This is a genomic window from Streptomyces sp. NEAU-174 (genome assembly GCF_052665095.1).
The window spans coordinates 50915-77661 of record NZ_JBQTCE010000019.1 but is presented as its reverse complement, the minus strand read 5'-3'; the positions used below and the strand labels follow the sequence as shown (position 1 = coordinate 77661).

Here is a 26747-nt window from a genome sequence, read left to right as displayed (position 1 = left end):
ACGAGGTATCCATTCCGTGTTCAGCATCACCGTCGCCGCCGTGGTCTTCGGCGTCGTCTTCCTCGCCGAGCTGCCCGACAAGACCGCCCTGGCCGGGCTGATGCTCGGCACCCGCTACCGCGCGTCGTACGTCTTCGTCGGAGTGGCCGCCGCCTTCGCCCTCCACGTGGGGCTCGCGATCGCGGCGGGCAGTGTGCTCACCCTGCTGCCGCACCGCCTGCTCCAGGCGATCGTCGGGGTGCTCTTCCTCGGGGGAGCGGCGATGCTGCTCTTCAAGAAGGACGATGACGAGGAAGAGATCCGCAAGCCCGCCGACCAGAGCTTCTGGAAGGTCTCCGGGGCGGGCTTCACGCTGATCCTGATCGCCGAGTTCGGCGATCTGACCCAGATCATGACCGCGAACCTCGCGGCCCGCTACGACGACCCGCTGTCGGTCGGCGTCGGCGCGCTGCTGGCCCTGTGGGCCGTCGCGGGTCTGGGCATCGTGGGCGGCCGCACCCTGATGCGGTACGTACCGCTGCGGCTGATCACCAGGATCGCGGCCCTGGTGATGCTGGCGCTGGCGGGGTTCAGCCTGTACGAGGCCATCGCGGCCTGACGGGCGGGGGGTGAGCCGGACCCGGGTGCCCGGGTGCCCGGGTGCACGGGTGCCCGGACGGGTGGGCACCGGGCATCCGGCGGCGTCCCGGCGCTCAGTCCGAGAAGTGCAGCCGCATCGTGCCGTCGGGCAGCGCCTCGATCCGCACCTGCTCCAGGTCCCGCACATGCGCGTCCGGGGCGTGGGCCCCGGCGCGCGGGCCGATGCCGACCACGCGCATCCCGGCCGCCCGGCCCGCCGCGATGCCGGCCTCCGAGTCCTCGAAGACGACGCAGTCCGCCGGGGCGAAGCCCAGCTCGGCCGCGCCCTTCAGGAAGCCCTCCGGGTCCGGCTTGCTCGCGCCGACGCGCTCCGCGGTGACCCGTACCTCCGGCATCGGCAGCCCGGCGGCGCCCATGCGGGCGCGGGCGAGGGCCTCGTCGGCGGAGGTCACAAGGGCGTGCGGGAGCGCGGCCAGCGCGGCCATGAAGGCGGGCGCGCCGGGTACCGGCACGACACCGTCGAGATCGGTGGTCTCGCGCTCCAGCATCCAGCGGTTGTCCGCCAGGTTCCGCTCCATCGGGCGGTCCGGGAGCAGCACGGCCATGGTCGCGTGCGCCTGCCGCCCGTGGACGACCTTGAGGACCTGCTCGGGGTCGAGCCCCTGCTCGGCGGCCCAGATCCGCCAGTAGCGCTCGACCACGGCGTCCGAGTTCACCAGGGTGCCGTCCATGTCGAGGAGGAGTGCGCGGGCGGTGAGGGACATCGGGACTCCTGGTCGCGAGCGCGGAGTGCGGACCGCGGATGGACGCACCGGAAAGGGAAACAAGGCGGCTCCGCCCGCCGGTCAGGGAAAACGGGCGGAACCACTTTGTTCCTTCACGATACAAAGCAGGGCCGCTCTGCGCCAGGGGGGTGGGCCCTATGGCTCGTCGGTTCTCGATTCGAGGTCCCGGCGGGTGTTCTCGCCGTAGACGCCGTCAGGGTCGCCCGTGATGTCGTGCTGGTCCTGGTAGCTGGAGACGATCCTCCGCAGCCCCTCGTCGTACTTCCCGTCCGCCACACCGATGTACTGCAACAGCTGGGTCAGCCGCTTCTGGAGCTCGACCACCTCGGGCCCGCTGTCGCCCTCGCGCAGCACCGGCGGGCCGGGCGGCTCGGGGGTGTCGGACGGGGCGGAGGTCGGCGCGTCGGACGCGCTCGGCCCGGGCTTCGTCGGTGAGCCGGTCGCGGAGGCCGACTCCGAGGGACGGGCCGAGCCCGAGAGGCCGCCCTCGCTCTTCGGGGTCGCGTCGGCCCGCGCCGAACCGGACGCGGAGGGGTGGGGCGTCGCGCTCGACGACGGGGAGCCGGACGACGCGCCGGGCCCTTCGGCCGGCAGCTCCTCCTCGGCCGGTGGGCTGACGGTGCTGTCGGCGAGCGTGTGGTCGCTCGCGCCGCCACCGCCGCTGCCGTCCTCCTTGTGGTCACCGAGCAGACCGGTGCCGATCGCCAGCGAACCGGCCACCGCCACGGCCGCCGCGCCCGCGAGGACGGCCGCCACGACCTTGCGCTTGCTCTTACGGTGGCGGCCGGGGCCGGGGCCGGGGGCGTCGGTGGCGGCGTCGGCCGCGTCCCCCTCGTTCCCCTCGTCCCCGCCGGGTCTCCCCTCGACGCGGTCGATCACCCGCGTCTCCTCACCGTCCCCCTTCCCGAGCAGGCCGGGGGGCTCGGCGTTCCCGGGGTTCTCCCCCTCCGCCTCCTCGAAGAGCCGCAGATCGCGCGGATCGGGGCCGGCCGGACGCTCCTCCGGAAGCGTCACCTGGGGATTCGGCCGGGTCTGGTCATCGGTCGCACCTGCCGTCGCGGTGGACGCGGCGGCGCGTTCGGCGCACGTGCAGCCGGGGCGGCCGTTGGCGCGCGCCGGTGCGAAGCAGTGCGGGCAGGACTCTGCCGTCACGGAACTTTCCCTCCCTGGAGTTCGCAGCGATTATGCGCATCCGAACGCCCTCCGCGCAGGTGTTCGCCCGCCGTGCGGACCGGTCCGGCGGGCCGTAACAGGGCATAAAGGTGAGGATGGGATGAGGATGAGGAGGGGGCGGAGGGGAGCGAGGAGGAGTCGCCATGGCGCGGGACGCCGGCAGCCCGGCTCCGGCCCCAGGAGGCCCCGGTGGCCCGGGAGGCCCAGGAGGCCCGGGAGAATCCGGCGCCGTGGCCCCCGGTGTGGCCCCCGGCCCCGGAGAGGGCCGCCCGCGGCGCACGGTCATGGTGGCCATCGGCGCGCTGCTGCTCGGCATGCTGCTCGCCGCGCTCGATCAGACGATCGTCTCCACCGCGCTGCCCACGATCGTCAGCGACCTCGGCGGCCTGGAGCATCTGTCCTGGGTGGTCACCGCGTATCTCCTCGCCTCGACCGCGGCCACCCCGCTGTGGGGCAAGCTCGGCGACCAGTACGGCCGCAAGAGGCTCTTCCAGACCGCCATCGTCATCTTCCTGATCGGCTCCGCGCTGTGCGGACTCGCCGGGAACATGGCCGAACTCATCGCCTTCCGCGCGCTTCAGGGGCTGGGCGGCGGCGGCCTCATGGTGCTGTCGATGGCCATCGTCGGCGATATCGTCCCGCCCCGCGACCGCGGCCGCTACCAGGGCCTCTTCGGCGCCGTCTTCAGCGCCGCCAGTGTGCTGGGGCCGCTGCTGGGCGGAGTGTTCGTGGACCGCCTCAGCTGGCGCTGGGTGTTCTACGTCAACCTGCCCCTCGGCGTCGTCGCCCTCCTCGTCGTCGCCTCCGTCCTGCACATCCCGGTGCGCCGCACCTCGCACACCATCGACTACCTCGGCACCTTCCTGATCGCCGTGGTGGCCGCCGCCCTGGTGCTGATGACCTCACTCGGCGGGGTCACCTACGGCTGGGGCTCCTGGCAGATCGTCGGGCTCGCGGTGGCCGGCATGGTGCTGCTGGCGGCCTTCGTACGGGTGGAGACCCGCGCGGCCGAACCGGTGCTGCCGCTCACCCTCTTCCGCAGCCGCACCTTCACCCTCTGCGCGGTCATCGGCTTCATCGTCGGCTTCGCGATGTTCGGCAGCATGACGTATCTGCCGACCTTCCTCCAGATCGTGCAGGGCGTCTCGCCGACCACGTCCGGCCTCCATCTGCTGCCGCTGGTCCTCGGCACGCTGGTCTCCTCCACCGTCTCCGGCCATCTGGTCAGCCGCACCGGCCGCTACAAGGTCTTCCCGGTCCTGGGCACCGCGGTCACCGCCGTCGGGCTGCTGCTGATGCACCAGCTGCGGGAGTCCAGCGGGGTGGCCGAGATGAGCGCGTACTTCTTCGTCTTCGGCTGCGGTCTCGGCCTGGTCATCCAGGTGCTGGTGCTGATCGTGCAGAACTCCGTCCGCTATCAGGACCTGGGCGTCGCCACCTCCGGCGCGACCTTCTTCCGCTCGATCGGCGCCTCGTTCGGTGTCTCCGTCTTCGGCACGATCTTCGCCAACAACCTCGGTCCGCACATCGCCGACGCCCTCGCCGGACGGCGCCTGCCACCCGGTGTCACCCCCGGCGCCCTCACCTCCGACCCCCGCACCCTCGGCCGGCTGCCGCCCGCGGACCAGGCCGCCGTTCGGCACGCGTTCTCCGTCTCCATCACCGACGTCTTCCTCTACGCGGTGCCGGTCGTGCTGCTCGCCTTCCTCCTCGCCTGGTACCTCCGCGAGGAGCCGCTGCGCGCCAGCGTCACCGCGCCCGACGGCAGCGAGATACTCGCCAGCAACCCCGTGCAGCGCACCTCGCGCGACGAATGCGCCCGCGCGCTGTCCCTGCTGGGCAGCCGGGAGGGCCGTCGGCAGGTCTACGTGGACATCACCCGGCGCGCCGGTCTCGACCTCGGACCCGCCGCGAGCTGGATGCTGCTGCGCATCCAGCACTACGGCTCGGTCGAGCCCGCCCTGCTCGCCGAGCGCACGCCCGTACCGCTGCGGGCCATCACCGAGGCGGTCCGCCAGATCGAGGCGCGGGGCCTGGGCCGCCGCTACGGTCTTGAGCTGTTCCTCACGGACGACGGCCGCCGGATCGCGACCCGGCTCTACCGGGCCCGCGAGGCGTCCCTCGCGGGGCTCCTGGGCGACTGGTGGTCACCCGACCGTCCGACCGATCTGACCGAGCTGGTGGACGAGCTGACGCGCGAGCTGTGCGGCTCGGACGCGGAACAGCCGAGGGAAGGCACGCCCCGCCCGGACCACCGCAGACCGCCGCCGCCGCGCGGGTAGGGCCCTTCGGGTTCACCGCGCTCAGCCCAGCTCCTTGGCCATCCAGACCTCGGCGTACGGCCCGTCCGTGAAGGCCGGAACCTCCCGGTAGCCGTGGCGCGCGTAGAGCCCACGGGCCTCGACCAGATCGAGGCGGGTGTCGAGCACGATCCGCCCGGCGCCCAGTTCGCCCGCCGCCGCCTCGACGGCCGCGAGCAGTGCGGCGCCCCCGCCAAGCCCCCGCTTGGCGGGCCGTACGTACACCCGCTTCAGCTCCGCCGTGCGCGCGTCCATCAGCCGCAGCCCCGCGCATCCGGCGAGTTCGCCCTCGTGGTGCGCCAGCAGGAACACCCCGTGCGGCGGGGCGAGATCGTCGCTGGGCATCTCGGCGAGGGCCTGCTCGATCTCCTCCGGGGTCGAGTCCCGCTGCTCGTGGAGCCGGTAGTAGCGGTCGGCGACATCGACGAGGTACTCGCGCAGCAGCGTGAGGGAGACGGGGTCGCCGACGGGCCGCGGGGCGACGGTCCACGCGGCGACGGTCCGCGCGGCGACGGTCCGCGCGGGGGAGGCGTCGGCGCGCGAACCGGCTTGGTGGATATGGGGCGTACTCGTCATGGTCCGCATCCTGGCACCCAGCACACCTGTGACGCACCGCAGTTTGAGGGCCGGAGACCGGGCTACCCGATGAGAGGAGCCCCCCGAACGCGGAGGGGGAAGCCAGCGGGAAGGCAGAAGCAGACCATGTCAACTGGTGCGATCAGCATCGTGGTTGTCGTCGCGGTCGTCCTCGCGGCCGCGCTCATCATCCGCGTCGTCCGCGCGGGCGCAGGCCGTAGGGAACGCGTTCTGCGACGCCGCTTCGGGCCCGAGTACGAACTGAACGTCGCCCAGCACGCGGGCGACACCAAGGCGGCGGAGCGGGAACTCGAGGAACGGCTGCGGCTGTACGGCGATCTGCGGACCGAGCCCCTGTCAGGTGAGCTGCGCGAGCGGTACGTTGCCGAGTGGGCCGGTATGCAGGAGATGTTCATCGAGTCTCCGGAACACGCGGTGACCGGCGCCGATCAGCTCCTGGCCCGGCTCGCCCACGACCGTGGCTACCCGTCGGGCCGTTACGAGGAGCAGGTGGCGGCACTGTCCGTGCACCACGCCGAGCACGTCCAGGGCTACCGGCAGATCCATGACACGGCCGCCCGCGCCCGCGAGGGGCGCGCGGACACCGAGGAACTGCGCGAGGCCGTGGTGCACGCCCGGCCGTTCTTCGAGGATCTGGTCAGGCCGCCGCACCACGGCGCCCCGACCGGCTCCGAGACCGGGCGACAGCACCACCACCACGGCGAGCGGCGGAGCGAGAGCGGCCTCCGGAGGTGGCTGCCAGGGGCCGGGACCGGGACGGGGACGGGGGCGGGCCACGGTCATACGCGGTTCGGCCACACCAGGAAGGGCGGCGCGTGGTGACGGACCCGACCGACCCGACCGACCCGACGGACCGGACGGAGAACGACGGGCAGCGGCGCCATGGCCTGGAGAAGCATGAAGTGGCTCCGCTGTCCCAGCGGCCGGGCAACACGGAGGCGGCGGAACCGATGACGTCCTGGCACGCGACGATGCCGCAGCACGAGCCGACGAACGGAAGCCGGTCGACGCCGACGAACGGAAGCGGGCCCACGCCGACACACGGGGCCTCCGGGGCCTCCGCCCAGTCGGCGGGCGAGCCGTCGAACACCCCGAACGGCCCCAGCTTCCCCGTGCTGCCCACGAGCGAGCACGACAAGCTGACCCAGCGGCTGCGGTACGCGGTCAGCGGCTTCGTGGACTCCCCACGCGGCGCCGTGGAGGAGGCCGACGCCCTGCTCGTGGAGGTGGCCAACCGCCTCACCGACCTCCTCGCCGAACGCCGCGCCACCCTTCGTGCCGCCTGGCACGAGGACGACGCGGTCAGTTCGGAGACGGAGGAGCTGCGTCTGGCGATGCGGGGCTATCGCAATGTGCTGGAGCGCCTGATCAGCATCTGACCGCCCCAGCCGCCCCTTTGGCCGGGGGCGTATCGGCCAGGGGCCCGCGTAAATCGCTCGTGGTGGGGGCGGGGTACGGCCTACCGTGACGCGGTTGTGATCACGCGGAGTCCATGAAGGGCCGGGGGCAATGAGGGCGTACAGCGGGTGGGTCGACGAGGGATTCGGTGGCGTCGCCGATGTGTTCGCGCGGAACTTCGAGGAGTTTCCCGAACTCGGGGCGGCCGTCACCGTTTTCGTCGGCGGACGCAAGGTCGTGGAGCTGTGGGGCGGGGTCGCGGACGAGGGGACTGGGCGGGGGTGGCAGCGGGACACCGTCGTACCGGTGTTCTCCTGCGCCAAGGGCCTGGTGAGCGTCTGCGCCCACCTCCTCGCGCAGGAGGGGCGGCTGGACCTGGACGCTCCGGTGAGCCGGTACTGGCCGGAGTTCGGCCGGTACGGCAAGGAGGCCATCACCTCCCGGATGGTCCTCGGGCACCGGGCGGGGGTCCCCGTGCTCGACGGGGTGCTGACGTTCGAGGAGATCGCCGGCTGGGCGCCGGTGATCCGCGCCGTCGAGGAGCAGACGCCGCTGTGGGAGCCGGACACGTCGTACGAGTACCACGGCCATGTCTTCGGCTTCCTCATCGGTGAGGTCATCCGGCGGATCACCGGGCACACCCCGGGCGCGTACTTCCGCCGGGCCGTGGGGGATCCGCTGGGGCTGCGGGCCTGGATCGGGCTGCCCGCGGCGGAGATGGACGGGCGGGCCCGGCTGGTCGAGGCCGAGGGGCGGCCCGGGATGCCGGGGCCCGAACATCTGCTGACCCGCATCGTGACCATGAACGGCGCGCTGGTCTTCCCCGGCCTCGACGAGCCGCACGGCTGGAACGACCCGGCGCTGCTCGGCATGGAACTGCCCGGCGCGGGCGCCACCGCGTCGGCGAGCGGACTCGCCGGGCTGTACGCGGCGGCCGTGACCGGCCTCGAGGGACGCCGGCGGCTGCTGGCCCCCGAGACCGTCGCGGACGCGGTCCGCGAGGTCTCGTCGGGCAAGGGCTGGCTGGGGTTCGACATGGGCGCGCGCTGGGGTTCGGGCTTTCTGCTGGACTCGCCGTCGTTCCGGCCGATGTTGGGGGAGCGGAGCTTCGGCAATGACGGGGCGGGCGGGCAGTTCGCCTTCGGCGATGATGAGTTCGGGGTGGGCTTCGCGTATGTGGCCAACCGGATGATCGGCCACGGCGATGCGCGGGCGTCGCGGCTTGTCGCCGCGGTGCGGGGCTGTCTGGGCGGCTGACTGTTCCCCACCCCACCCCGCCCCTCCCCAATCCCGGGGCTCCGCCCCGAACCCCGGCGGGGCTCCGCCCCGAACCCCGGCGGGGCTCCGCCCCGAACCCCGGCGGGGCTCCGCCCCGAACCCCGGCGGGGCTCCGCCCCGAACCCCGGCGGGGCTCCGCCCCGAACCCCGCTCCTCAATCGCCGGAGGGGCTGGGATGGGTACCGCCGCAGCATTGATATGCCCCTCCGCCGCGGGGCAGGGGCTTCGCCCCCGGCCGCCCCGGGATCGGGGGCGAAGCCCTGGTGGGGTTGAGGGCGGAGCCCCGGCGGGGCCCGGGGGCGAGGCCCCTGCGGAGTCCGGGGTGGCGCGTTCCGGCGGGATTCCGGGCGGAGCTCCAGCGGGGTCCGGGGCGGTGCTCCAGCGGAGTCCGGGACGAGGTCCCGCGGGGTCCGGGGCGAAGTTCCCGGCGGGGCCGGGGGCGGAGCCCCTGCGGGGTCCGGGTTGAGGCTCCAGCGGGTCCGGGGGGCGGAGCCCCAGCGGTGGAGTTCCGGTGGGGGCTGGGGCGGGGTCCCAGCGAGGTCCGGGGCAGAGCTCCGGTGGGGGCCCGGGGCCGGAGCCCCGCCGGAGTTCGGGGCGAGGCCCTGCCGGGGTCCAGGGGCGGAGCTCCTTCGGGGTTCGGGGTGCAGCACGTGCGGGGGCCAGGGGCGGAGCTTCTGCGGGGTTCGGGGCGGAGCTCCCGGCGGGGGCTGGGGCGGAGCCCCAGTTGTGGGAAGGGGCGGGGAGGGGGAAGCAGCCCGCCGGAGGCGGCACGAGCTTCCACCCTCTACGCCGCGTTCCACAGGGCGGGGCTGTGCGACTTCACCAGTGCGTCGATCCGGGCCAGGGCCTCGTCGACCAGCAGCGGGTCCAGCCGGCGGCCGTCCCGTAGGCGTAGGGCCACCCGGCCGTCCGCGGCCTCCCGGGCGCCCAGTACGGCCTGGTACGGGACGAGGCGGGCCGCCCGGATGCGGGCGCCCAGGGTGCCGCGGTCCGGGCCGGTGAGTTCCGCGCGCAGGCCGAGTTCATCGCACCGCCGGACGAGCTCCTCGGCCCGCCCCAGCTCGGCCTCGGAGACCGGCAGGACCACCAGCTGGGTGGGGGCCAGCCAGGCGGGGAAGGCCCCGCCGTGCCGCTCGATGAGATGGGCCACGGCCCGCTCCACACTGCCGATGATGCTGCGGTGGACCATGACCGGGCGGTGCCGGGCGCCGTCCGGGCCGATGTAGTGCAGATCGAACCGCTCGGGCTGGTGGAAGTCCACCTGCACGGTGGACAGGGTGGACTCCCGCCCCGCGCCGTCGGCGACCTGTACGTCGATCTTCGGGCCGTAGAACGCGGCCTCGCCCTCCACCGCCTCGTACGGCAGCCCGGAGCGGTCCAGGACGTCGGTCAGCAGGGCGGTCGAGCGGCGCCACATCTCGGGCGCGGCGACGTACTTGCCGCCGGGGCCGGGGAGGGAGAGCCGATAGCGGGCCGGGGTGATGCCGAGTGCCTCGTACGCCCGGCGGATCATCTCCAGGGCGGCCGACGCCTCGTCGGCGACCTGGTCCAGGGTGCAGAAGACATGGGCGTCGTTCAGCTGGATGGCCCGCACCCGGGTCAGCCCGCCGAGCACCCCGGACAGCTCCGAGCGGTACATCCCGCCCAACTCGGCCATCCGCAGAGGAAGTTCGCGGTAGCTGTGGCCGCGGGAGCGGTAGATGGCCGCGTGGTGGGGGCACAGGCTCGGGCGCAGTACGACCTGCTCCGCGCCCAGGTCCATCGGCGGGAACATGTCGTCGCTGTAGTGCTCCCAGTGCCCCGAGAGCTCGTACAGCTCCCGTTTGCCGAGCACCGGCGAGTACACATGCCGGTAGCCCGCCCGCCGTTCGGCGGCGCGGATGTACTCCTCCAGGGTGTGCCGTACGGTCGCGCCGTCGGGCAGCCAGTACGGCAGGCCCGCGCCGATCAGCGGGTCGGTGTCGAACAGGCCCAGTTCACGGCCCAGCTTGCGGTGGTCGGCCATCGCGGTCTCCTCATCAACGTCGGTGGACGTCGGTGGACATCGGGCGAGTGACCGCACGGCGAAGCCCCGAGGCACTCGCCCCGGGGCTTCGGATCAGAACATCGATCAGCGCGCCGGGACACTCTCCGGCGTCGTCGTCATCGCAATTGCCATCGCGGCGCGCTTCATGCCGCTCAACGTAGCAAGGCCCGGCGCGGCCCGCCCGGTGATTTTCCGGGCGTACGCCACGCCGGACCACAACGCACAACGCGCAACGCACACGCGGCACGCGCTACCCCCTACGCCCCCTCCGGCAGCAGTTCCCCCACCGCGTCCCGCCACGCCGCCCGCGTCGCGACCGCTTGCCGCCACGTACGCACCGCCTTCGGCGGCATCCCGACGGCCAGCACACCGGCCACCCGGTCCCCGGAGCGGTAGACGGCCAGGAACTTCCGCTCCTCCAGCTCGCCCTCCACCACTGCGACCTCCTCATGGCCGCGCAGATACCCGTGCGCCTGGATCCGGAAGTCGTACTGGTCGGACCAGAAGTACGGCACCGGGGCGAACGGCCGCCGCTCCTCCGGGCGGAGGAGGTTGCGGGCCACGGCCATGCCCTGCTCGGTGGCGTTGGTCCGGTGCTCGATCCGCATCGCCGTGCCGAACAGCGGATTGTGCCAGCGGGCCACATCCCCCGCGCCGTACACACCCGGCGCGGCGGCGCTGTACTCATCGCACTCCAGGCCGTCGCCCAGGGTGAGCCCACTGCCCTCCAGCCAGTCGGTGTTGGGCACCGAGCCGATCGCGACCAGCACCTCGTCGGCCTCGACGAGCGTGCCGTCCGTCAGCCGTACCCCGCCGTCGGCCACCTCGGCCACCGCGACCCCGGTGCGCAGATCCACGCCGTGGTCGTGGTGGGCCTGGGCGAGCATCCGGCCGACCCGCTCGCCGACCGCCGGGGCCAGCGGCACCGGGGCAGGTTCCAGCAGCGTCACCTCCACGCCCAGCCCCCGCGCGACCGCGGCCGCCTCGGCGCCGAGGAACCCGGCGCCGACCACCGCCAGCCGCCGCCCCGGGCCCAGCCGGTCCCGCAGGGCCAGGGCGTCGTCCAGGGTGCGCAGCACATGCGCGCGCTCCCCGCCGTCGCCGGGCAGTCGGCGCGGGCGGACGCCGGTGGCGATGACCAGGCCGTCGTACGGCACCCGCGCCCCATCGGCCAGCGCGACCGTACGGCCCGCGAGGTCGAGCCCGGTCGCGGCGACGCCGAGACGCAGCTCCAGGCCGAGCGCGTCCAGATCGGCGGGGGCGCGCAGCGGCACCCGATCCGGCTCCCACTGCCCGCCGAGGATCTGCTTGGACAGCGGTGGCCGGTCGTACGGGTGGTACGGCTCATCGCCGATGAGCGTGAGCGTGCCCTCGTAGCCCTCCCGGCGCAGCGTCTCCGCCGCCGCCAGACCGGCGGCTGAGCCACCGACCACCACCACCTGCTTCACTTCTCGATCACCCGTATCGCCGCCGCCGGGCAGACCACCGCGGACTCCCGCACATCGGCGTGGAGTTCGGGCGCGGGCTGTTCGTCCAGCAGGACCACGATGCCGTCCTCCTCCCGCTGGTCGAACACATCGGGTGCGATCATCACGCACTGCCCCGACGCCACACACTTGGGCACATCGACTTCCACTCGCATGGTGACTCCCTTGCCTTCGCCGCTGCCGTCCCCGGCGCCTTCTTCGCCTTCTTCGCCTTCGTCGCCTTCGCCGCTCATGACGTCCAGGTGACGGGCAGTTCGTAGACGCCGTAGACCAAACCGTCGTGTTTGAACGGTAGTTGGTCGATTCCGGTGGCCAGCCGCAGGGTGGGGATACGGCGGTAGAGCGTGCCGTAGACCACCTGGAGCTCCATCCGGGCCAGCGGCTGGCCCAGGCACTGGTGGACACCGAAGCCGAACGCCATGTGGCGGCGGGCGTCGCGGCCGATGTCCAGCCGCTCGGGCTCGGCGAAGACCTCCGCGTCCCAGTTCCCGGTGCCGGTGTAGATGATGATTCCCTCACCGGCGCGGATGGTCTCACCGCCGATCTCGATGTCCTCGAGGGCGACCCGGCGGCGGCCGTTGTGCACGATCGTCAGATAGCGCAGCAGCTCCTCGACGGCTCGGGCGATCACCTTCGGGTCCTCGGTCTCCCGCAGGACGGCGAGCTGGTCGGGGTTCTCCAGCAGGGCCACGGTGCCGAGGGCGATCATGTTGGCGGTGGTCTCATGGCCCGCGACCAGCAGCAGTACGCCCATGTTGGCGGCGTCGCGCTGGGTCAGCTCACCGGCCGTGACCCGGGCGGCCAGCTCGGAGAGCATGTCGTCGGCCGGGTCGGCGAGTTTGGCGGCGACCAGCCCGTCCAGATAGTCGGTCAGCGCGTCGTTGGCCCCGACCACCTCCTCGGCCGACGAGTGCCGGTTGATCAGTTTCGAGCTGTTCCGCTGGAAGAAGTCGTGGTCCTCGTACGGCACCCCGAGCAGCTTGCAGATCACCAGTGACGGCAGCGGCAGCGCGAGCGCCCGCACCAGGTCCACCGGGGTCGGCCCGGCCAGCATGGTGTCGATCAGCTCGTCGGTGATCTTCTGGATCTCGGGGCGCATCGCCTCGATCCGCTTGATGGCGAACGGTCCGGTGACCATCCGGCGGATCCGGGCGTGCTCGGGGTCGTCCATGGTGACGAAGGACCGCCGCCGCCCGGCGTTCTCGCGGAAACCGGCGCTCGCGTGCGGATACCCGGGCCGCGTGTTCTCGGCGCTGACCCGCGGATCGGCGAGCAGGGCCCGCTGGTCGGCGTACCGGGTCACCAGCCAGGGGGCGCTTCCGTCCCACAGCCGTACGCGCGCGACCGGCCGTTCGGTGAGCAGCGCCCGTGCGGTCGGGGGAGGGTCGAAGGGGCAGCCGGTCGCCCGCGGCATCGGAAACTCCGGAAGCGGCTCTTCCGCCTCGGGCGCGGTCTCTGCCAGCGTCTCGGTCATGTCTCTCCTCGGGTGGGGGTTCCGACGGGAGCGGAGCGTGAACCTTCGGGTGGGTGGGGACGGCTGTCTTGGCGTTACGGGGACGCGGACCTTCGCGTTACGGGGGACGCGGACGTTCGCGTTCCGGGGACGTGATGACCAGCGAACCCGCTCGACCTGACGCCCCCCGGTCAGTTTCCTGACGAAACGCTGACAGTGGGGAAGGCCACGGTGACCGTGGTGCCGTGGCCCGGTGCGCTGCTGACGCTCACCTCCCCGTCGTGCCGCTCGACCACCCGCCGCACGATGGTGAGGCCGATGCCGACGCCCGGCTCGATCCGGCCGTCCTCGTCGTGCGGGGAGGTGAGCCGGGCGACGTCCCGCGCGCCCATGCCGGGTCCGTGGTCGCTGACGGAGAGCTCGACGCGCGGCGTTGCGCCGGTTCCGGCCCCGGGCCCGGCCCCGGTTCCGGCCCCGGGCCCGGCCCCGGTTCCGGCCCCGGGCCCGGCCCCGGTTCCGGCCCCGTCCACCGGGCCGCGTACCGCCACCGTCACCGGGGACCCGGCGGGGGTGTGGCGCAGCGCGTTGTCCAGCAGATTGCGTACGGCGTGCCGCAGCATGCGGTGGTCGGCGACGACGGTCGCCCGGCCGGAGTTCTCGCGGGCGATGGGACGTTCGGGGTCGAGCAGCCCCAGATCCGCCACCGCCTCGTCCGCCACGCCCCGCAGATCCACCGGCTCCATCTCCAGCGGCCGTACCCAGGAGGCGTCCGCGCGGGGGAACACCTGCTGGACCGCCTGGTGCATATGGTCGGCCTCGTCCTGGATCCGGCGCAGGGCGCGGACCATCAGCTCGGGGTCGTCGCTGAGCCCCTGGAGCGGGAGTTCGGCCCAGCCGCGGATGGTGGTGAGGGAGGTGCGCAGCTCGTGCAGCAGGACCTCCAGCCGCTGCTGGCGCTCGTGCATGCTCATCCGGAGGCGAGTCCGCCGAGCCAGTAGCCGAAGCCACGGCGGGTGTGGATCAGGGCGGGCCCGGCCTCGTCCACCTTGTGACGGAGGCGGGAGACCAGCTTCTCGATGGCGTTGTCCCCGTAACGCCGGTGCTCCGCCACCCACAGATGCTCGCCGATCTGCTCCTTGGACAGCACCTGCCCGGCGTTGACCAGCAGATAGCGCAGCAGTCTGAACTCCGCCGGGGTCAGCTCCAGCGCCCGTCGCCCACGCCGCGCCTGACGGGTCGTCTCGTCCAGCACCAGATCGGCGTAGTGCGGCGGGGGCTCCTCCTCCCGCCGCCGGTTGCGGGTGCGCAGCAGGGCCTGCACCCGGGCCAGCACCTCGGCGATCCGGAACGGCTTGGTGACGTAGTCGTTGCCGCCGATACCGAGGCCGGTGACCAGCGAGTCGAGCGAGTCGCGGGCGGTGAGGAAGAGCACCGGCGGATGGTTCTCGTCGGCCGCCACCAGGCGCCGGCACACCGTGAAGCCGTCCAGATCCGGCAGCATCACATCGAGGATCACCAGATCGGGCCGGTCCCGCCCGACCCGGTCGAGCGCCTCCCCGCCGGTGGCCGCGGTGCCGACCCGGTAACCGGCCAGCTCAAGGGTGGTCGAGAGCAGTTCGGCGATTCTCGATTCATCGTCGACGACCAGGATGCGCTGCCCGTTGCCACGGGCCGGCGCTGGTTTCTCGCTGACACTCCCGTACACGCCATGACACTACGTGAACCGACGGTTCCGGGGCACGGGGGCCTTGACCGCGACCGATGAGATCCGGACAGGGCGGGGCAGCGGCATGGTCAGCGTGGTCCTGCGGTTCCAGGGATGAGCCGGGTACTGGCTGGGCCGCGCGGATGCGCTGAAGCTGCTCTCCGCAGCCCAGTTCACTCCCGGAGGCGACCATGCCGAAACACCTTGTCTTCCGCCTGGCGGTGACCACCGCGAGCGCGGTGATCGGACTCACCGCGGCCTCGTCAACGGCCGAAGCGGCCGTACCGCCCCTCTCGCACCCGCGGATCGTCGCTCACTTCGACCGTCCGGCCGGTCAGGTGGCGGAGAGCGTCGTCGTGCGGCCGAACGGGTCGGCGGATGTCGGCCTCATCCTGTCGCGGCAGGTGGCCCACGTCACGCTCGGCGGACGTGTCGAGGTATTGGCGACCATGCCGCTCCCCGCGGATGGGGGCGTGCACACCCCCGGCCCCGGGGCCGCTTCCGTGACGGGGATCGAACGGACCGGAGACGGAACCCTCTACTTCCTCTACTCGGCAGGCGACGAACACCTCACCGGCCTGTGGAAACTGCGCCCGGGAGGCAAGCCGGAACGCGTCGCCGCTCTGCCGGCCGCGAGCTTCCTCAACGGACTTGCCAGGGACGACCGTACGGGGGACTTCTACCTCACCGACTCGACACTGGGCAGGATCTGGCGGGTCGGACCGCACGGCGGAACCGCCGAGCTGTGGGCCGCGGGGGAGGATCTCGCCCCGGTTCACTTCTTCGGCGCCAATGGCGTGAAGGTGCACAACGGAGCCGTATGGGTCTCCAATATCGATCGGGGAACGATCCTTCGTATACCGCTGACGGGCCGCGACGGAACGGCCGGTCCCCATCAGGTCAAGGCATCCGGACTCGACAGCGTGGATGATTTCGCCTTCACCGGTCGCGGCGATCAGCTGCTGGCCGCGCTCAATATCCCGAGTCAGGTGGTCCTCATCACTCCGGGCAAGGCTGACCGTATCGTCCTCGATGAGCGCGATGGTCTACAGAACACCACATCATTGGCGGTCGACGGCGATACGGTCTACGTCGCCAGCGGCGCGCTCACCACCGGCGGGGACGCGAATCTTCTGACGGCCCATCTCGGCCGCCTCGGCCGTCCCGTTTATCCCAGGAACGGCAGTCCCATGGTATCGACCGAAAGGTCGGTGACAATGGGAACATGAGTCGTCCAGAGAGCTCGCTGGGTAACACGCTGCGCGCATGGCGTGCCCGCATCACGACTGAGGACGTTGGACTGCCCGCCACCCGACGGCGACGCACCGCCGGTTTGCGCCGCGAAGAGCTTGCTCTGCTGGCCGGAATATCCACGGACTACCTTCTCCGTCTTGAACAGGGCCGGGCCCTGCGCCCATCCCGGGACGTCGTGGCCGCGCTTGCCCGCGCGCTGCGACTGAGCACGAATGAAACCTGCCACTTCCATCTGGTGGCCGGGCTTCTTCCGCCGACGCCCCAAGGCATTCCGCAGCAGCTGCCGCCCGGTGTGGAACGGCTCGTCAGCCGCTGGGGGAACATTCCGGTGGGAGTGTTCTCCGCCTCATGGACCTTGCTGAGTTGGACGTCGATGTGGGCGGTCTTGCTGGGTGACCCGGCCCTGCGACCGCCAGAGGAACGAAACCTGGTACGCGCGGTGTTCAAGGAGCCGTCGGACACGGAGCCGTCGGACAAGGAGCCCTCGGACACGGGCCATTCGCTCTTCCCTGTCGAGCAGAGCACCGCCGAATTCAAGGCCGCTCTTGTCGCAGACCTTCGGATCACACATGGAGCGTATCCCCATGATGAGGAATTCAGGGCTCTGGTGGGTGAGGCCATGAGCAGCAGTGAGGAGTTCCGGGGTCTGTGGAGTGCCCCGGCGCTCGGCTCACGCCTGGGTGGCCGCAAACGCCTGCGGCATCCGCTGGTGGGGGAGATACGCCTCGACAACGATGTGCTGAAGGTGCCTGATCACGATGTGCGGATCGTGACCTATACGGCAGAGCCGGGTACTCCGGATGAGGAGAAACTGGAGTACTTGCGAGTCACCGCGGCCGCCCAGCCCGCGCTACCGCTGTCGCCCGGCTGAGTCGTCGCCCGGCTGAGCCGGGCGACGACACGACACCCGCGCACGCGCCCGCGCCCACGCCCGCGCCAAGAGCCGCTGTTCGTCCTGGGCGGAGCTCCACCCGCGGCGCTCGGATAGCATGATCCGAACTCACGACGAGCGCCCCCATCGCCCGCCCTTCACCGGAATACCGTGAAAACCGTGCTATCCGGTGTGAAGAGTGACTTACAGCCCACATCGACCAAATCGGCCAAACAATTGATACCTATAGCATCGCGGGTGTTTTCGCGAATAAACAGCAGAATACCGTTCGCCGCGTGGCGTCGACCACGGGCGGTGCTGTGGGCCACGGCTGGTGTGGCGGTCCTCGGGTTCCTGGTCGCGCTGGAGATCGCCGCCCGACGGTACGGCCTGCCAGGGCCGATGACCAACCAGGTGCAAGAGATTATTTTTGCGCCCAAATCGGGCTTTCTGCTGTACGCCGGTATGGGCTTGATGATGGTGGTGCTCACCTGGCGGGAGCGGCTCATCGCGGCCGCTGTCGCCATCGGCATCGACATCGTCATCTTCCTGGTGCGGTGGGTGGCCGACGCGAAGGTGACAGAAGGGCACCCCTTCGGCAACGGCGCGCTGTGGGTGATGCTGGGCTGTGTGGTCATCGCGGTCACGCGCCGCACCGGCCGCGAACGCGCCCTGCTGCTGAAGGGCGTGGGGCTGGGGCTGCTGCTGGTGGCCGGCCGTAAGACCGGCGACACCTGGCTGCTCATCACGGCGAAGTCCCGCCCGACGGTGCTCGACCCGTACCTGGCGACCGCCGATCACGCGCTGGGCAACCCGTCGTGGCTGGCAGGCCGGGTCGTCGAGGCCATGGGCCCGATCGGCGCCCATGTTCTCGACTACGTCTACATTCAGCTTCCGGTGGCCGCGGTCATCGTCTCGATCTATCAACTGCGCAAGGTGGCGGACGAGCGCGGCTTCCCGCGCCACCATCTGGTGCGCACCTTTCTGGCCATCGGCCTCCTCGGCCCGGCCATCTACATGGTCTTCCCGGTGGTCGGACCGATCTTCGCCTACGGCGGCGGCGCCTTCGGCACCGGCGGCGAGCACTGGGCGCTGGCCAACCTGTGGCCGCACACGCCGCCGCCCATCAGCGCCCCGCACTCGATGACCTTCGACGACGTCACGCCACGCAACTGCATGCCCAGCCTGCACACGGCGTGGGCCACCGCGATCTTCATCCACTCCCGCCAGGGCCCGCGGATCCTGCGGTTCGCGGGCACGTTCTGGCTGGTCGCCACGCTCGGCGCGACGCTGGGATTCGGCTACCACTACGGCGTGGATCTCGTCGCGGGTGTGGTGTTCGCGCTCACCATCGAGGCGGCGCTGCGGTCGCTCGCACGTGGCTGGGACCGTTCGGGGACCCAACTGGTCGCCCATGGCACGGTGGTCTTCGCCGCGCTCCTGGTGGCCTATCGCTATCTGCCGGTGGAGATGGCCAGGCATCCGTGGGTGTTCGGCCCCCTTCTCCTGCTGGCGATGGGCTCGGTGATCCACGGCTATGTACGGACCACCAGGCTGTGGGAGCCGAAGGCCGCACCGGCGCTGCAACCGGAACCGCAGCCGGAAATGGTGTGAGCCGCGTTGACCGCCTGTTGACCGTAAGGCGGCCATGAAGGCGGCCATGAGGCGACCGAGGCGGTTAGCGACGCGTTAGCCGATCGGCAGGGGATCATCAGCGGCGGCGGACAGCCTGGGTGTCACGGGCCCCCCGAAGGACAGGGACGGGGGCCACCCGCGACACAGGGGGGAGTCTCATGTCACGCCGCCGCACTGGACATCACCACGCTCGTAAGGTCGCCGCCGCGGCGGTGGCCGCCGTCGCCGCGTTCGGGCTGACCGCCTGCCAGGGCAACGGCGCCACCAAAGCCGGGACCTCCACCGCAGCCGACTCCCGGGACTCCGGCTCCCAGGGCTCCGGCGGCTCCCCCGACGCCGAGGCGAAGAACGGCGAGGGCGGCGCGGCGGCCCTGCGGAAGACGGACCCCAAGCCGCTGCGCGACGGCGCGGGCCTCTACCCCCGGGCGATCCGTCTGGAGCACAGCGGGAAGAACAACGGCCGCGTGCTCGCCTCGACCGTCGTCCCGGGCGGCGGCAACGGCATCGGCGCCATTCAGGAGAGCACCGACGGCGGAGCGAACTTCAACCAGGTGGGCACCATCGCCGACCCCGCGTCCGCCGACGGCAAGGGGCTGTGCTGCTCGGTCCTCTACGAACTGCCGCAACAGGTCGGTGACATGCCGGCCGGCACGCTGCTGTGGGCGGCCTCCTTCGGCCAGGACGTACCCAAAGCCGACCGCCATATGTCGATACGCGTGTTCAAGAGCACCGACGTGGGACGCAGCTGGACCTATCTCTCCACGGTCGCCTCCGCGCCGAACGCCAACGGGCTGTGGGAGCCGGAGTTCTCCATCGACGCCGACGGCAACCTGGTCTGCCACTACTCCGACGAGACCGATCCGCGCCACAGCCAGAAGCTCGTCGCCGTACGCTCACGGGACGGCGTCTCCTGGGACGGCCCGCATGACACCGTCGCCAGCGCCCCGGTCTCCGACCGCCCCGGCATGGCGGTCGTACGTAAGCTGCCGAACGGCACGTACGTCATGACGTACGAGATCTGCTCCGACGACCCCAAGTTCTCGTGCGTCGTGCACTACCGCACCTCCTCCGACGGCTGGGACTGGGGCGACCCCGCCAACCTCGGCACCCGGCCCCAGACGGCGGACGGCAAGTACTTCAAGCACGCGCCAACCCTGGCCTGGGCGCCGGAGGCGGGGAATCCGCAGGGCAAGCTGTTGATGGTCGGACAGGTGATGTACAACGCGGACGGCAGCAAGGCCGAGGGCAGCGGGCGCACGGTCTGGACCAACAGCAAGGGCGGAGAGGGCGCCTGGAAGGAGATCCCGGCCCCCGTCGCCGTGAAGTCCGACAAGATCGACTTCTGCCCCAACTACAGCTCCAGCCTGCTGCCGTCGGCCGACGGGCACCAACTGCTGGAGATCGCGACCGACTACGACGGCGGAGTGTGCCGCCCCTACCACGCCACGGACGGCATATGACCCGGCCGCCGACCGCTCCCGCCGATATCCGCTGTACCGGCCGCCCACGCGGCGAAAGACTGCCGGGCATGGAGTTCTTCTGCTACCACCGCGACCGGATCGGCTCGCTCGCTCTGCGCCAAGAACTGGTCGAACAGCACTGGTCCTACATGGATCGGTACGCGGCGGAGATGATCGCCCGAGGACCGACCCTCTCCGCCGCCGACGGAACCCCGACCGGCAGCGTCCACATCGTCGACCTGCCCGACCCGCCCGCCGCCCGCTCCTTCGCCTTCGACGAGCCGGGCTACCAGGCCGGTGTGTACCGGGACGTACTGCTGCGGCGGTGGCGCAACGTGCTGGGACGCACGATGTGGGAGTTCCCCGGGGGCCGGACCGGGGGCACCCGATTCCTGGTGCTCGGCCTGGGCTGGGGCTCGCGCGACCCCGCCGACGTCGCCCCGCCCGCCGACCGGGACGAGCTGATCGCCTACGGACCACTGCTGTCCGACGACGAAAGCACCTGGCTGGGTACGGCGGCACTGGTCCGAGCACCCGACCCGGAGACGGCCCGCGCCGTCCTGACCCCGGACCGGTACGCGGACATCGAGGTCCACCACTGGCAGTTCGGCGGGCGACCGTCATGACCCGCGCACTCGGACCCGTCGCCTGGCCCCCCGCCCCGATAAGGACCGAACGCCTCGTGCTCCGCGCGTCCGAGGCCCGGGACCGTGCCACGTTCATCGAGCTGCTCGCCTCACCGGAGGTGCATATCTACCTCGGTGGCCCTCGACCGCGTGCTGAGCTCGACCGCGCGGTGCCCGAGATACCAGGGCGGCAGCCCGGCCTCTTCGTGATCGATTTCGATGGTGCGATGATCGGCATGGTCAAGCTCGATCGGCACGACGCGGAGAGTCCGGGGCATACCCGTCCGGATATCGGAGGGGCCGAGATCGGCTACCTGTTCCTGCCGGAGGCGTGGGGACGCGGATACGCCGCCGAGGCGTGCGCGGCGGCGCTCGACTGGTTCGCCGACGCGCTTCCCGGCGAGTCGGTGGTGCTGCGCACCCAGACCGCCAACGAGCGCTCGATGCGCCTTGCGGCAAAGCTGGGGTTCACCGAGGTGGAACGGTACGAGGCCTACGACGCCGAGCAGTGGTTCGGCGTGTGGTCCCCGGTCACGCCGTCCGGTTGAGCGGTCTTCCAGGCGGTTCGAGAGGAGCACCCTCGCCGCCGTGCTGGGGGCCGCCTTCAGGGGGGCCCGCGATCACGTGCGAAGTCGGGAACGGTACTCGCCCGGGGCCATGCCCCGGGCACGTCGGAAGGCACGGCTGAAAGCGTGCGGAGAGGCGTAGCCGACCGCGCCGGAGATCGACTCGACCGGCTCATCGGTATCGCGGAGCCGGACGGACGCCAGGTCGATGCGCCACTGCGTCATGTACGCGCCCGGCGTCTGACCGAGGGCGGACCGGAAGTGCCTGGACAGCGTCGCCCGGGAGACGCTCGTCGCGGCGGCCAGGGTCTCCGTGGTCCAGGGGCGTTCCGGTTGGTCGTGGACACATGCCAGGGCGTCGCGCACGACCGGGTCACGCATCGCGCCCAGCCATGAGCCTGACCGCTCCTCCGGGTGGCGGGCCAGCCAGGCGCGTACGAACTGGACGAGCAGAAGGTCGACGATGCTGTTGATGGCGGCGGTGGTGCCGATCTGCGGCTGTGCGAGCTCTGCGGCGAGGAGTTCGACGGTCCTTCTGAGCTGCGCGTTCTGGCGGGCTGTGACGTGCATCGGCCGGGCGAGGGAGGTGAGCACCGGCGTGCTCACCTCCGGGTCCTGCTCATAGTGCAGGACGATCACTTCCGTCTGCACCGGCGCCGAGCCCAGCCGCAGGGCTCGGCCATCGCCAAAAGCCCGGGCCGCCGCCTCACGGTCGCAGGAACCCATCGTCACGCTGGCGCCGCCCGCTATCCCGTGTGCGGTGCCCGGCGACACCAGGACGGCGTCTCCGGCCTGCACCTGAAGAGGTTTCTCGCCTGTGACGTGGAGCCACATCGTGCCACGGGACACCACGTGGAGCGCCGCTCCTGGATAGGAGTCCAGCCACAGGCCCCAGGTTCCTCCGGCCTTCAGCCTGACCCCGAGCGCCCCACGCGCACCCGAAACACGCAAGACCTCCGCCAGCACGTCCATGGGTCCATTCTCGTCCACCGCCGCGAACCGCCCACCGGCGGGCGACGGCGCAGGTGCCCTCGTGCACAGCTTCAGGCCACGTCGAGAACGACCTTTCCGTGCACCTTCCGCGCGAACAGCGCCCGGACGGCGTCGTCCACGTCCTGCCAGTCGCCTCGCAGTCCGACCGGTGCGGAGAGCCTTCCGGCGGCCATGAGGCCCAGCAGGTCCGTCAGCTCCCCGCTGGTCGGCGTCATGTCGCCGTAGGTGGCGATGGAGCGGGGTTCGCCGAAGCCGAACAAGGCCCCTGACGGGAACGTGGTTTCCTGCCCCGAGGAGTAACCGACCAGGTGGATGGTGCCGCCCTCGGCGAGGGAACTCCACGCCTGGCCCACCAGCGGCCCGCCGACCGTGTCCAGGACGAGGTCGAACCGGTCCTCGGTCTCGGCCAGGTCGGTCAGGACCTCGTCGGCGCCGAGTTCGCGGAGTCCGGCGGCCCGGTCCGGCGAACCGACCAGTGCCGTCACCCGGGCGCCCGCCAGCGCCGCCAGCTGGACGGCGAAGTGCCCCACGCCCCCGCTGGCGCCGGTGACCAGGACGTCGCGCGCCAGCAGGGAACGCTTGCGCAGCACCCGCAACGCGGTGACTCCGGCGATCCCCAGCGCGGCGGCGTCGGCCAGGTCCACGCCCTCGGGGACGGTGCCGAGCGAGGCGGGGCTGACTGCCACCCGCTCCGCCCACGCGTGGGGAGCCATTCCCAGTGCGACGCGCGCACCTTCGCGCGGCCCCGAGCCGTCAGACGCGGCGCGCACCACGACGCCGGCCGCGTCGTGACCGTGCACAGCGCCGGCCGGCCACTGGTGCACGTAATTCAGCTCTCCGAAGTTGAGACCGATGTGCCGTATCTCGACCAACGCCTCGTCGCTGGACGGCACGGGCTCATCGACATCGGCGAACCGGACGGGTCCGGCCTCGCCGTGATCGACCACAAGGGCGCGCATGGGTGTGGTTCCTTCTCTCGTGGATGCGCCTGAACACTCGGCGCGGTACGCAAAACCCTTACGCACGGCCAGGACGGCGACCAGTCCCGTGAGAATCAATCAGTTGACGATCTGTGTCAGCACGACTCGCGTATCGCAGCGTGAATGGGTCCTCATCGAGCTTTTCCGCCAGGTGCTCAAGAGTGTCCGTAAGGCTTGTCGGCGCACCGGTCAGCGTTTCGTGCCGCTTGGCGACGTGACCGATGAGGCGGAGGGTCCGCCCCGAGGAGATTCCGGGTGCGGCGGTGACCAGGGACCTGATGACGTCTTCCGCGTCGCGCCAGGCATGGACGTCCAGTAGGCATTGTGCGAGCCGTGCGGATGACATACTCGCGTAGCCGGTCCCGACGCCACACCCTGGTTGCGCGGATTGCGGTAGCCGCTCGATGGCTTTCTTTACGTCACCTGCGATCTGAAGTGTGTGACCCCAATGGCCGTCAATTTCCCTGTCGGTCAACCACCATGACCAGTCCGGTTCGCCGACGTCGTTACCGTCCTCGACGAGTGACCGGGCGCGTTGAAGCGACAACGCACGTGTCGGAACTAAGGACAGCTGCCTCACCCTCGAACGATCCACGACTGCGATGTGTGTGGGGCGACCGAACGTCATGCTCTCGCGGCATCCGCTGTCTTGCAGGGGCAGGGCCGGCGCGTCTGTGGTCGGCCCGGCCCCTGGCGGGCAGAGGTCAGCCGACGATCAGTACCACCTCTGGAGCTGCCAGTCGTTGAGCCAATCCCCACCCCAGCATCTCAATACCCAGCCGGTGCTGTACTCGAGGCTGAGCTTCGCGTTGTAGCAGGACTCGTAGAGGAAGAACGTGTCGATTGTGTGCCAGCTGGCCATGGCCTGGGTGGGAGCCGTCTCATGGGTTACCGGTTCAGTCGCCTGAGCCGGGACCGCGAGAGCGCCCACAGTGAGTGCGGTTCCGAGCGCCACACTCGCAATGGCAGAGCGAATACGCATGAATTTATACTCCTCATTCCTGGATGTTTTACCTATCGGGCGCGACAGCAGTAGTGGTCCCACGGTGATATCCCGTAGGTGACCCGGAACAGGCGGCTGAAGTGGTGCAGGCGCGGCCAGTCGCGCCACACCACATGGGCGGTGCGGCCAGCCGCGCAAGAGGCGCGGCACTGTCAGCCGTCGATGAGTGCGATGCGAATGTTCTTGACGCTACTGTCCGCGGAGAACCCTGTGACTGCCACCCACTGGCCCTTACTCAAGAGGTCACTCTGCGACCTCTCGTAGGAGCCGGTGACCTTGTGGTCGCCGGTTACCTCGAGCGTGTGCCATCCGCTGCCCGAGCAGGTTCGTGTCATGCTGCCGGCCAGTCTGTAGCCGTACCAGCCGGTGTTGTCGCTCCAGTAGGTGTAGGTGCCGATGAACTGGGCGCAGGCGCTCGTGCGGGTGATGCTGCTGGCCGGGGCCGCCTGGGCGGTGGTGGCCAGGGGGGCCGTGAGTGCCAGGGCGGCGCCCCCGGCCACGGCCAGCGCGGCAATCTTCTTGCGCATGTGACTCCCCTTGTCATCTCTCGAAAGGTGATGCGGGCCGAACGGCAAAAATCGAGCAGACCGTAGAAACCCGGTGGCCCGGACCCCATGCTGCTGCTCAGCCGCAACCCAGTCGACGTGATTCGGCCTGGCCCGAATGACGACGGACCGGAAAAATCTCCCTGTGGCTTTGCGTGTGCACTTCACCTCCGATGACCTGGCCCGCACCCGCTTGGCGGAGGGCCCCCGCCCCCTGCTGGAACTGGGCAGCGCCGTCCGGTTGCTCCAGAAAACGACCCAGCCGGTCGGCTTGGATGCCTGGAGGCATCGGGCATCCATCAGCCTGAACCCACGCGTGCGCATGCTCTTCGACCTGATCCCAAAGAACGGGTATTCCGCCCCTTTTCTCACCCCCGCAGACGCCGGCAGTCCCGTGGTGCTTCTTGAGGAGGTGCGCCGCACTGCTCCGGCCAATCTGCGTGACGACCTACAGGGGTGGGCGGAGCACCAACCGAAGGTTCCAGCATGGATCCATCGACTCGGCAAGGAACCTCAAGCACTACAAGGTCTGGTCGACATGCTGGGACACGCCTATGACGAGCTGGTTTCGCCATACTGGCCACAGATCGCCCGTATGGCCCTCGCCGATCGTGCCGTCCGCATACGGCACTTGGCCGAAGACGGGGTCGAAGGACTTCTGAACAGCCTCAATCCCCGCTTTATTCGGTGGAACCCACCCGTGCTGGAACTCACCCTGGCCTCGGGACCCAGCCGTGACGTCCACCTCAACGGCCGCGGGCTGCTGCTGATCCCATCGTTCTTCGAGGGATCCTTCCCCGCCATGGATGACAGGGAAGGCTCTCAACCCTGGATTATCTTCCCGATGCGCCACGGCGAGCATATGCGCATCCCATCTCCGGCCATCGCCGCGACGCTGACCAGCGCTCGGCGGTCCCTGACCGCGCTTCTCGGCCGCACCCGCGCAACCGTGCTCTGCGCGATCGCCGATCACCCCGGCTGCACCACCACCGAACTGGCCCGCCACGCAGGAGTCGCTCCAGCTAGCGCCAGCGAACACGCCACCGTTTTGCGCACCGCAGGCCTGACGACCACCAGCCGCCACCGCAATGCGGTGCTCCATGCCCTCACGCCCGCCGGAATCACACTGCTCAATGCTTCAACCGCTTCCCCACGAGGCTGCGCATGAGAACGAACCGACGTCCGTGAGAACAGGCTGTTCGGCGCGGAATTCGTCAAGACGGTGATGGCTCGACCGCGTATGGCTGACCGGTCACTGGCTACCCAGCCACAGCTCCCGGCTCATCACCGAGGGGGCTCGACGCGCCGACAGCAGTTTCTCAGGCGCAGGTGGTGAGTAGTCCTCCAGCACCGAGCGCACTGCCAGGTCCATGGCTACTGAGGTCGGGTCGCCCGGGGGCGCGATATTCCCCCCGGGGCCCGAGCTAAGCAGCCTCAGTACTTCTGTCGGCCACCCGGGTAGCGCACCGGCTTTCGGCACTCCGGCGTGTCCTCAGGCGCAGGCTTGTCGCCGAGCGCGTAACACAAGGCGGCGTGCAACTGCTCCGCTTCCACCACCGTCAGCACCAGTGATGCCAGGGATGCGCGGCCGGGACGGAGAATGTGAAGGGGCAGTTCAAGCAGACCGTCGTTCCCGGGACGCAGACCACGCCCCGGTGCGGGGCCGACCTGTCAGCCCTCTGACGCCCGACTCATCCGTCCCCCTCGCTCGCTTGAGTCGGTCCGTCCATCTCGCGCTCGTCGGGCACCCGCAGACGCCCGCCGCGGCTCTCGGCGACTTGGAGGGCGTCTTGCAGTGCCTCGATCAGGCGGTTCGAGAGGTAGCGGAGCTCCCCGGTTCCCGCTTTTCGGTCGCGGAGCAGTAAGCGGGCGTGACCGATGAGTTCGGCGCCCATCTGGAGCTGGACTGCTTCCATCTCGTCGGCTAGGCGCGACAGATATCCCGTGTTGCCCGCGTCCGACACCAGGTAGCACGGTTTCCCGGCAGGGCCGGGCCACGGCAGCAATCGCGGTTGCGCACTCACCTGACCACC

At 70.8% G+C, this 26747-nt stretch carries 25 protein-coding genes; 12 read left to right on the top strand and 13 right to left on the bottom strand.

What is annotated here, in order from left to right:
- The first annotated feature begins 16 nt into the window (after positions 1 to 16).
- Positions 17 to 598 carry a TMEM165/GDT1 family protein gene (locus tag ACT2CW_RS40395; RefSeq protein WP_037947190.1) on the top strand — a complete coding sequence of 194 codons (582 nt, stop codon included), beginning with the start codon at positions 17 to 19 and terminating at the stop codon, positions 596 to 598.
- Positions 599 to 692: 94 nt separating this feature from the next.
- Here the strand turns inward: ACT2CW_RS40395 and ACT2CW_RS40390 are convergent, their stop codons facing one another.
- Together ACT2CW_RS40390 and ACT2CW_RS40385 are read right to left on the bottom strand one after the other, a co-directional pair.
- The gene (locus ACT2CW_RS40390) at positions 693 to 1343 is read right to left on the bottom strand and encodes an HAD-IA family hydrolase (RefSeq protein WP_445520197.1); all 651 of its coding nucleotides are present in this window, start codon (positions 1341 to 1343) and stop codon (positions 693 to 695) included.
- A 156-nt stretch (positions 1344 to 1499) separates the two neighbouring features.
- Positions 1500 to 2516: a peptidoglycan-binding domain-containing protein gene (locus tag ACT2CW_RS40385; RefSeq protein ID WP_445520196.1), complete on the bottom strand. Its 1017-nt coding sequence runs from the start codon at positions 2514 to 2516 to the stop codon at positions 1500 to 1502.
- 164 nt (positions 2517 to 2680) lie between these two features.
- Here ACT2CW_RS40385 and ACT2CW_RS40380 point away from each other — a divergent pair, with 164 nt between their 5' ends.
- Complete coding sequence (locus tag ACT2CW_RS40380) at positions 2681 to 4819, top strand: DHA2 family efflux MFS transporter permease subunit (protein ID WP_445520195.1); 2139 nt, start codon at positions 2681 to 2683, stop codon at positions 4817 to 4819.
- Between the two features lie 21 nt (positions 4820 to 4840).
- On the opposite strand, the gene ACT2CW_RS40375 is transcribed toward ACT2CW_RS40380, so the two are convergent.
- A complete protein-coding gene (locus tag ACT2CW_RS40375) occupies positions 4841 to 5413 on the bottom strand; it encodes a GNAT family N-acetyltransferase (RefSeq protein WP_445520194.1) in 573 nt (190 codons plus the stop codon).
- A 126-nt stretch (positions 5414 to 5539) separates the two neighbouring features.
- Here ACT2CW_RS40375 and ACT2CW_RS40370 point away from each other — a divergent pair, with 126 nt between their 5' ends.
- From ACT2CW_RS40370 to ACT2CW_RS40360, 3 genes are all read left to right on the top strand, one after another.
- Positions 5540 to 6256 (top strand): hypothetical protein, encoded by a 717-nt coding sequence (locus ACT2CW_RS40370; RefSeq protein ID WP_445520193.1) that lies wholly within the window; start codon positions 5540 to 5542, stop codon positions 6254 to 6256.
- Positions 6250 to 6813 carry a hypothetical protein gene (locus ACT2CW_RS40365; protein ID WP_445520192.1) on the top strand — a complete coding sequence of 188 codons (564 nt, stop codon included), beginning with the start codon at positions 6250 to 6252 and terminating at the stop codon, positions 6811 to 6813. Before ACT2CW_RS40370 ends, ACT2CW_RS40365 begins: the two co-directional genes overlap by 7 nt.
- 130 nt (positions 6814 to 6943) lie before the next feature.
- Positions 6944 to 8089, top strand: a complete 1146-nt coding sequence (locus ACT2CW_RS40360; RefSeq protein ID WP_445520191.1) for a serine hydrolase domain-containing protein — start codon at positions 6944 to 6946, stop codon at positions 8087 to 8089.
- Positions 8090 to 8894: 805 nt separating this feature from the next.
- Here the strand turns inward: ACT2CW_RS40360 and thrS are convergent.
- The 6 genes from thrS to ACT2CW_RS40330 all read right to left on the bottom strand — a co-directional run bounded on the left by thrS (position 8895) and on the right by ACT2CW_RS40330 (position 14781).
- Entirely contained in the window at positions 8895 to 10172 is a 1278-nt protein-coding gene (thrS, locus tag ACT2CW_RS40355) for a threonine--tRNA ligase (protein WP_445520190.1), read from the bottom strand.
- Positions 10173 to 10393: 221 nt separating this feature from the next.
- Positions 10394 to 11584 carry an NAD(P)/FAD-dependent oxidoreductase gene (locus ACT2CW_RS40350; RefSeq protein ID WP_445520189.1) on the bottom strand — a complete coding sequence of 397 codons (1191 nt, stop codon included), beginning with the start codon at positions 11582 to 11584 and terminating at the stop codon, positions 10394 to 10396.
- The gene (locus tag ACT2CW_RS40345) at positions 11581 to 11778 is read right to left on the bottom strand and encodes a ferredoxin (protein WP_037947342.1); all 198 of its coding nucleotides are present in this window, start codon (positions 11776 to 11778) and stop codon (positions 11581 to 11583) included. The genes ACT2CW_RS40350 and ACT2CW_RS40345 overlap by 4 nt, the downstream gene beginning before the upstream one ends.
- Before the next feature lie 74 nt (positions 11779 to 11852).
- The gene (locus ACT2CW_RS40340) at positions 11853 to 13097 is read right to left on the bottom strand and encodes a cytochrome P450 (protein ID WP_445520188.1); all 1245 of its coding nucleotides are present in this window, start codon (positions 13095 to 13097) and stop codon (positions 11853 to 11855) included.
- A 170-nt stretch (positions 13098 to 13267) separates the two neighbouring features.
- Positions 13268 to 14047 carry a sensor histidine kinase gene (locus ACT2CW_RS40335; RefSeq protein ID WP_445520187.1) on the bottom strand — a complete coding sequence of 260 codons (780 nt, stop codon included), beginning with the start codon at positions 14045 to 14047 and terminating at the stop codon, positions 13268 to 13270.
- A complete protein-coding gene (locus ACT2CW_RS40330; RefSeq protein ID WP_445520186.1) occupies positions 14044 to 14781 on the bottom strand; it encodes a response regulator transcription factor in 738 nt (245 codons plus the stop codon). The genes ACT2CW_RS40335 and ACT2CW_RS40330 overlap by 4 nt, the downstream gene beginning before the upstream one ends.
- Before the next feature lie 221 nt (positions 14782 to 15002).
- Between ACT2CW_RS40330 and ACT2CW_RS40325 the strand changes: the two genes are divergently transcribed.
- The 6 genes from ACT2CW_RS40325 (at position 15003) to ACT2CW_RS40300 (ending at position 21175) form a co-directional block, all read left to right on the top strand.
- Positions 15003 to 16010, top strand: a complete 1008-nt coding sequence (locus ACT2CW_RS40325) for a hypothetical protein (RefSeq protein ID WP_445520185.1) — start codon at positions 15003 to 15005, stop codon at positions 16008 to 16010.
- Complete coding sequence (locus tag ACT2CW_RS40320) at positions 16007 to 16906, top strand: helix-turn-helix domain-containing protein (protein ID WP_445520184.1); 900 nt, start codon at positions 16007 to 16009, stop codon at positions 16904 to 16906. The genes ACT2CW_RS40325 and ACT2CW_RS40320 overlap by 4 nt, the downstream gene beginning before the upstream one ends.
- 258 nt (positions 16907 to 17164) lie before the next feature.
- Entirely contained in the window at positions 17165 to 18520 is a 1356-nt protein-coding gene (locus tag ACT2CW_RS40315; RefSeq protein WP_445520183.1) for a phosphatase PAP2 family protein, read from the top strand.
- Between the two features lie 179 nt (positions 18521 to 18699).
- The gene (locus tag ACT2CW_RS40310) at positions 18700 to 20001 is read left to right on the top strand and encodes a sialidase family protein (protein ID WP_445520182.1); all 1302 of its coding nucleotides are present in this window, start codon (positions 18700 to 18702) and stop codon (positions 19999 to 20001) included.
- A gap of 68 nt (positions 20002 to 20069) precedes the next feature.
- A complete protein-coding gene (locus tag ACT2CW_RS40305; protein WP_445520181.1) occupies positions 20070 to 20627 on the top strand; it encodes a YciI family protein in 558 nt (185 codons plus the stop codon).
- Positions 20624 to 21175: a GNAT family N-acetyltransferase gene (locus ACT2CW_RS40300; RefSeq protein WP_445520180.1), complete on the top strand. Its 552-nt coding sequence runs from the start codon at positions 20624 to 20626 to the stop codon at positions 21173 to 21175. Before ACT2CW_RS40305 ends, ACT2CW_RS40300 begins: the two co-directional genes overlap by 4 nt.
- Before the next feature lie 72 nt (positions 21176 to 21247).
- Here the strand turns inward: ACT2CW_RS40300 and ACT2CW_RS40295 are convergent, their stop codons facing one another.
- The 3 genes from ACT2CW_RS40295 to ACT2CW_RS40285 all read right to left on the bottom strand — a co-directional run bounded on the left by ACT2CW_RS40295 (position 21248) and on the right by ACT2CW_RS40285 (position 24696).
- The gene (locus ACT2CW_RS40295; protein ID WP_445520179.1) at positions 21248 to 22165 is read right to left on the bottom strand and encodes a cupin domain-containing protein; all 918 of its coding nucleotides are present in this window, start codon (positions 22163 to 22165) and stop codon (positions 21248 to 21250) included.
- Between the two features lie 71 nt (positions 22166 to 22236).
- The gene (locus ACT2CW_RS40290; protein ID WP_445520178.1) at positions 22237 to 23145 is read right to left on the bottom strand and encodes a zinc-binding dehydrogenase; all 909 of its coding nucleotides are present in this window, start codon (positions 23143 to 23145) and stop codon (positions 22237 to 22239) included.
- Between the two features lie 1176 nt (positions 23146 to 24321).
- Positions 24322 to 24696 carry a hypothetical protein gene (locus tag ACT2CW_RS40285; protein WP_445520177.1) on the bottom strand — a complete coding sequence of 125 codons (375 nt, stop codon included), beginning with the start codon at positions 24694 to 24696 and terminating at the stop codon, positions 24322 to 24324.
- 163 nt (positions 24697 to 24859) lie between these two features.
- Here ACT2CW_RS40285 and ACT2CW_RS40280 point away from each other — a divergent pair, with 163 nt between their 5' ends.
- Positions 24860 to 25882: an ArsR/SmtB family transcription factor gene (locus tag ACT2CW_RS40280; protein WP_445520176.1), complete on the top strand. Its 1023-nt coding sequence runs from the start codon at positions 24860 to 24862 to the stop codon at positions 25880 to 25882.
- Between the two features lie 523 nt (positions 25883 to 26405).
- On the opposite strand, the gene ACT2CW_RS40275 is transcribed toward ACT2CW_RS40280, so the two are convergent.
- Positions 26406 to 26738 (bottom strand): hypothetical protein, encoded by a 333-nt coding sequence (locus ACT2CW_RS40275; RefSeq protein WP_445520175.1) that lies wholly within the window; start codon positions 26736 to 26738, stop codon positions 26406 to 26408.
- Positions 26739 to 26747: the final 9 nt, after the last annotated feature.

Bases quoted from the DNA above. Each gene is read 5' to 3' on its own strand.
- ACT2CW_RS40335 (WP_445520187.1), bottom strand. From the start codon at position 14,047: ATGAGCATGCACGAGCGCCAGCAGCGGCTGGAGGTCCTGCTGCACGAG.
- ACT2CW_RS40360 (WP_445520191.1), top strand. From the start codon at position 6,944: ATGAGGGCGTACAGCGGGTGGGTCGACGAGGGATTCGGTGGCGTCGCC.
- ACT2CW_RS40310 (WP_445520182.1), top strand. From the start codon at position 18,700: ATGTCACGCCGCCGCACTGGACATCACCACGCTCGTAAGGTCGCCGCC.
- ACT2CW_RS40300 (WP_445520180.1), top strand. From the start codon at position 20,624: ATGACCCGCGCACTCGGACCCGTCGCCTGGCCCCCCGCCCCGATAAGG.
- ACT2CW_RS40375 (WP_445520194.1), bottom strand. From the start codon at position 5,413: ATGACGAGTACGCCCCATATCCACCAAGCCGGTTCGCGCGCCGACGCC.
- ACT2CW_RS40340 (WP_445520188.1), bottom strand. From the start codon at position 13,097: ATGACCGAGACGCTGGCAGAGACCGCGCCCGAGGCGGAAGAGCCGCTT.
- ACT2CW_RS40295 (WP_445520179.1), bottom strand. From the start codon at position 22,165: ATGGACGTGCTGGCGGAGGTCTTGCGTGTTTCGGGTGCGCGTGGGGCG.
- ACT2CW_RS40380 (WP_445520195.1), top strand. From the start codon at position 2,681: ATGGCGCGGGACGCCGGCAGCCCGGCTCCGGCCCCAGGAGGCCCCGGT.
- ACT2CW_RS40345 (WP_037947342.1), bottom strand. From the start codon at position 11,778: ATGCGAGTGGAAGTCGATGTGCCCAAGTGTGTGGCGTCGGGGCAGTGC.
- ACT2CW_RS40305 (WP_445520181.1), top strand. From the start codon at position 20,070: ATGGAGTTCTTCTGCTACCACCGCGACCGGATCGGCTCGCTCGCTCTG.
- ACT2CW_RS40285 (WP_445520177.1), bottom strand. From the start codon at position 24,696: ATGCGCAAGAAGATTGCCGCGCTGGCCGTGGCCGGGGGCGCCGCCCTG.
- ACT2CW_RS40370 (WP_445520193.1), top strand. From the start codon at position 5,540: ATGTCAACTGGTGCGATCAGCATCGTGGTTGTCGTCGCGGTCGTCCTC.
- ACT2CW_RS40390 (WP_445520197.1), bottom strand. From the start codon at position 1,343: ATGTCCCTCACCGCCCGCGCACTCCTCCTCGACATGGACGGCACCCTG.
- ACT2CW_RS40290 (WP_445520178.1), bottom strand. From the start codon at position 23,145: ATGCGCGCCCTTGTGGTCGATCACGGCGAGGCCGGACCCGTCCGGTTC.
- ACT2CW_RS40320 (WP_445520184.1), top strand. From the start codon at position 16,007: ATGAGTCGTCCAGAGAGCTCGCTGGGTAACACGCTGCGCGCATGGCGT.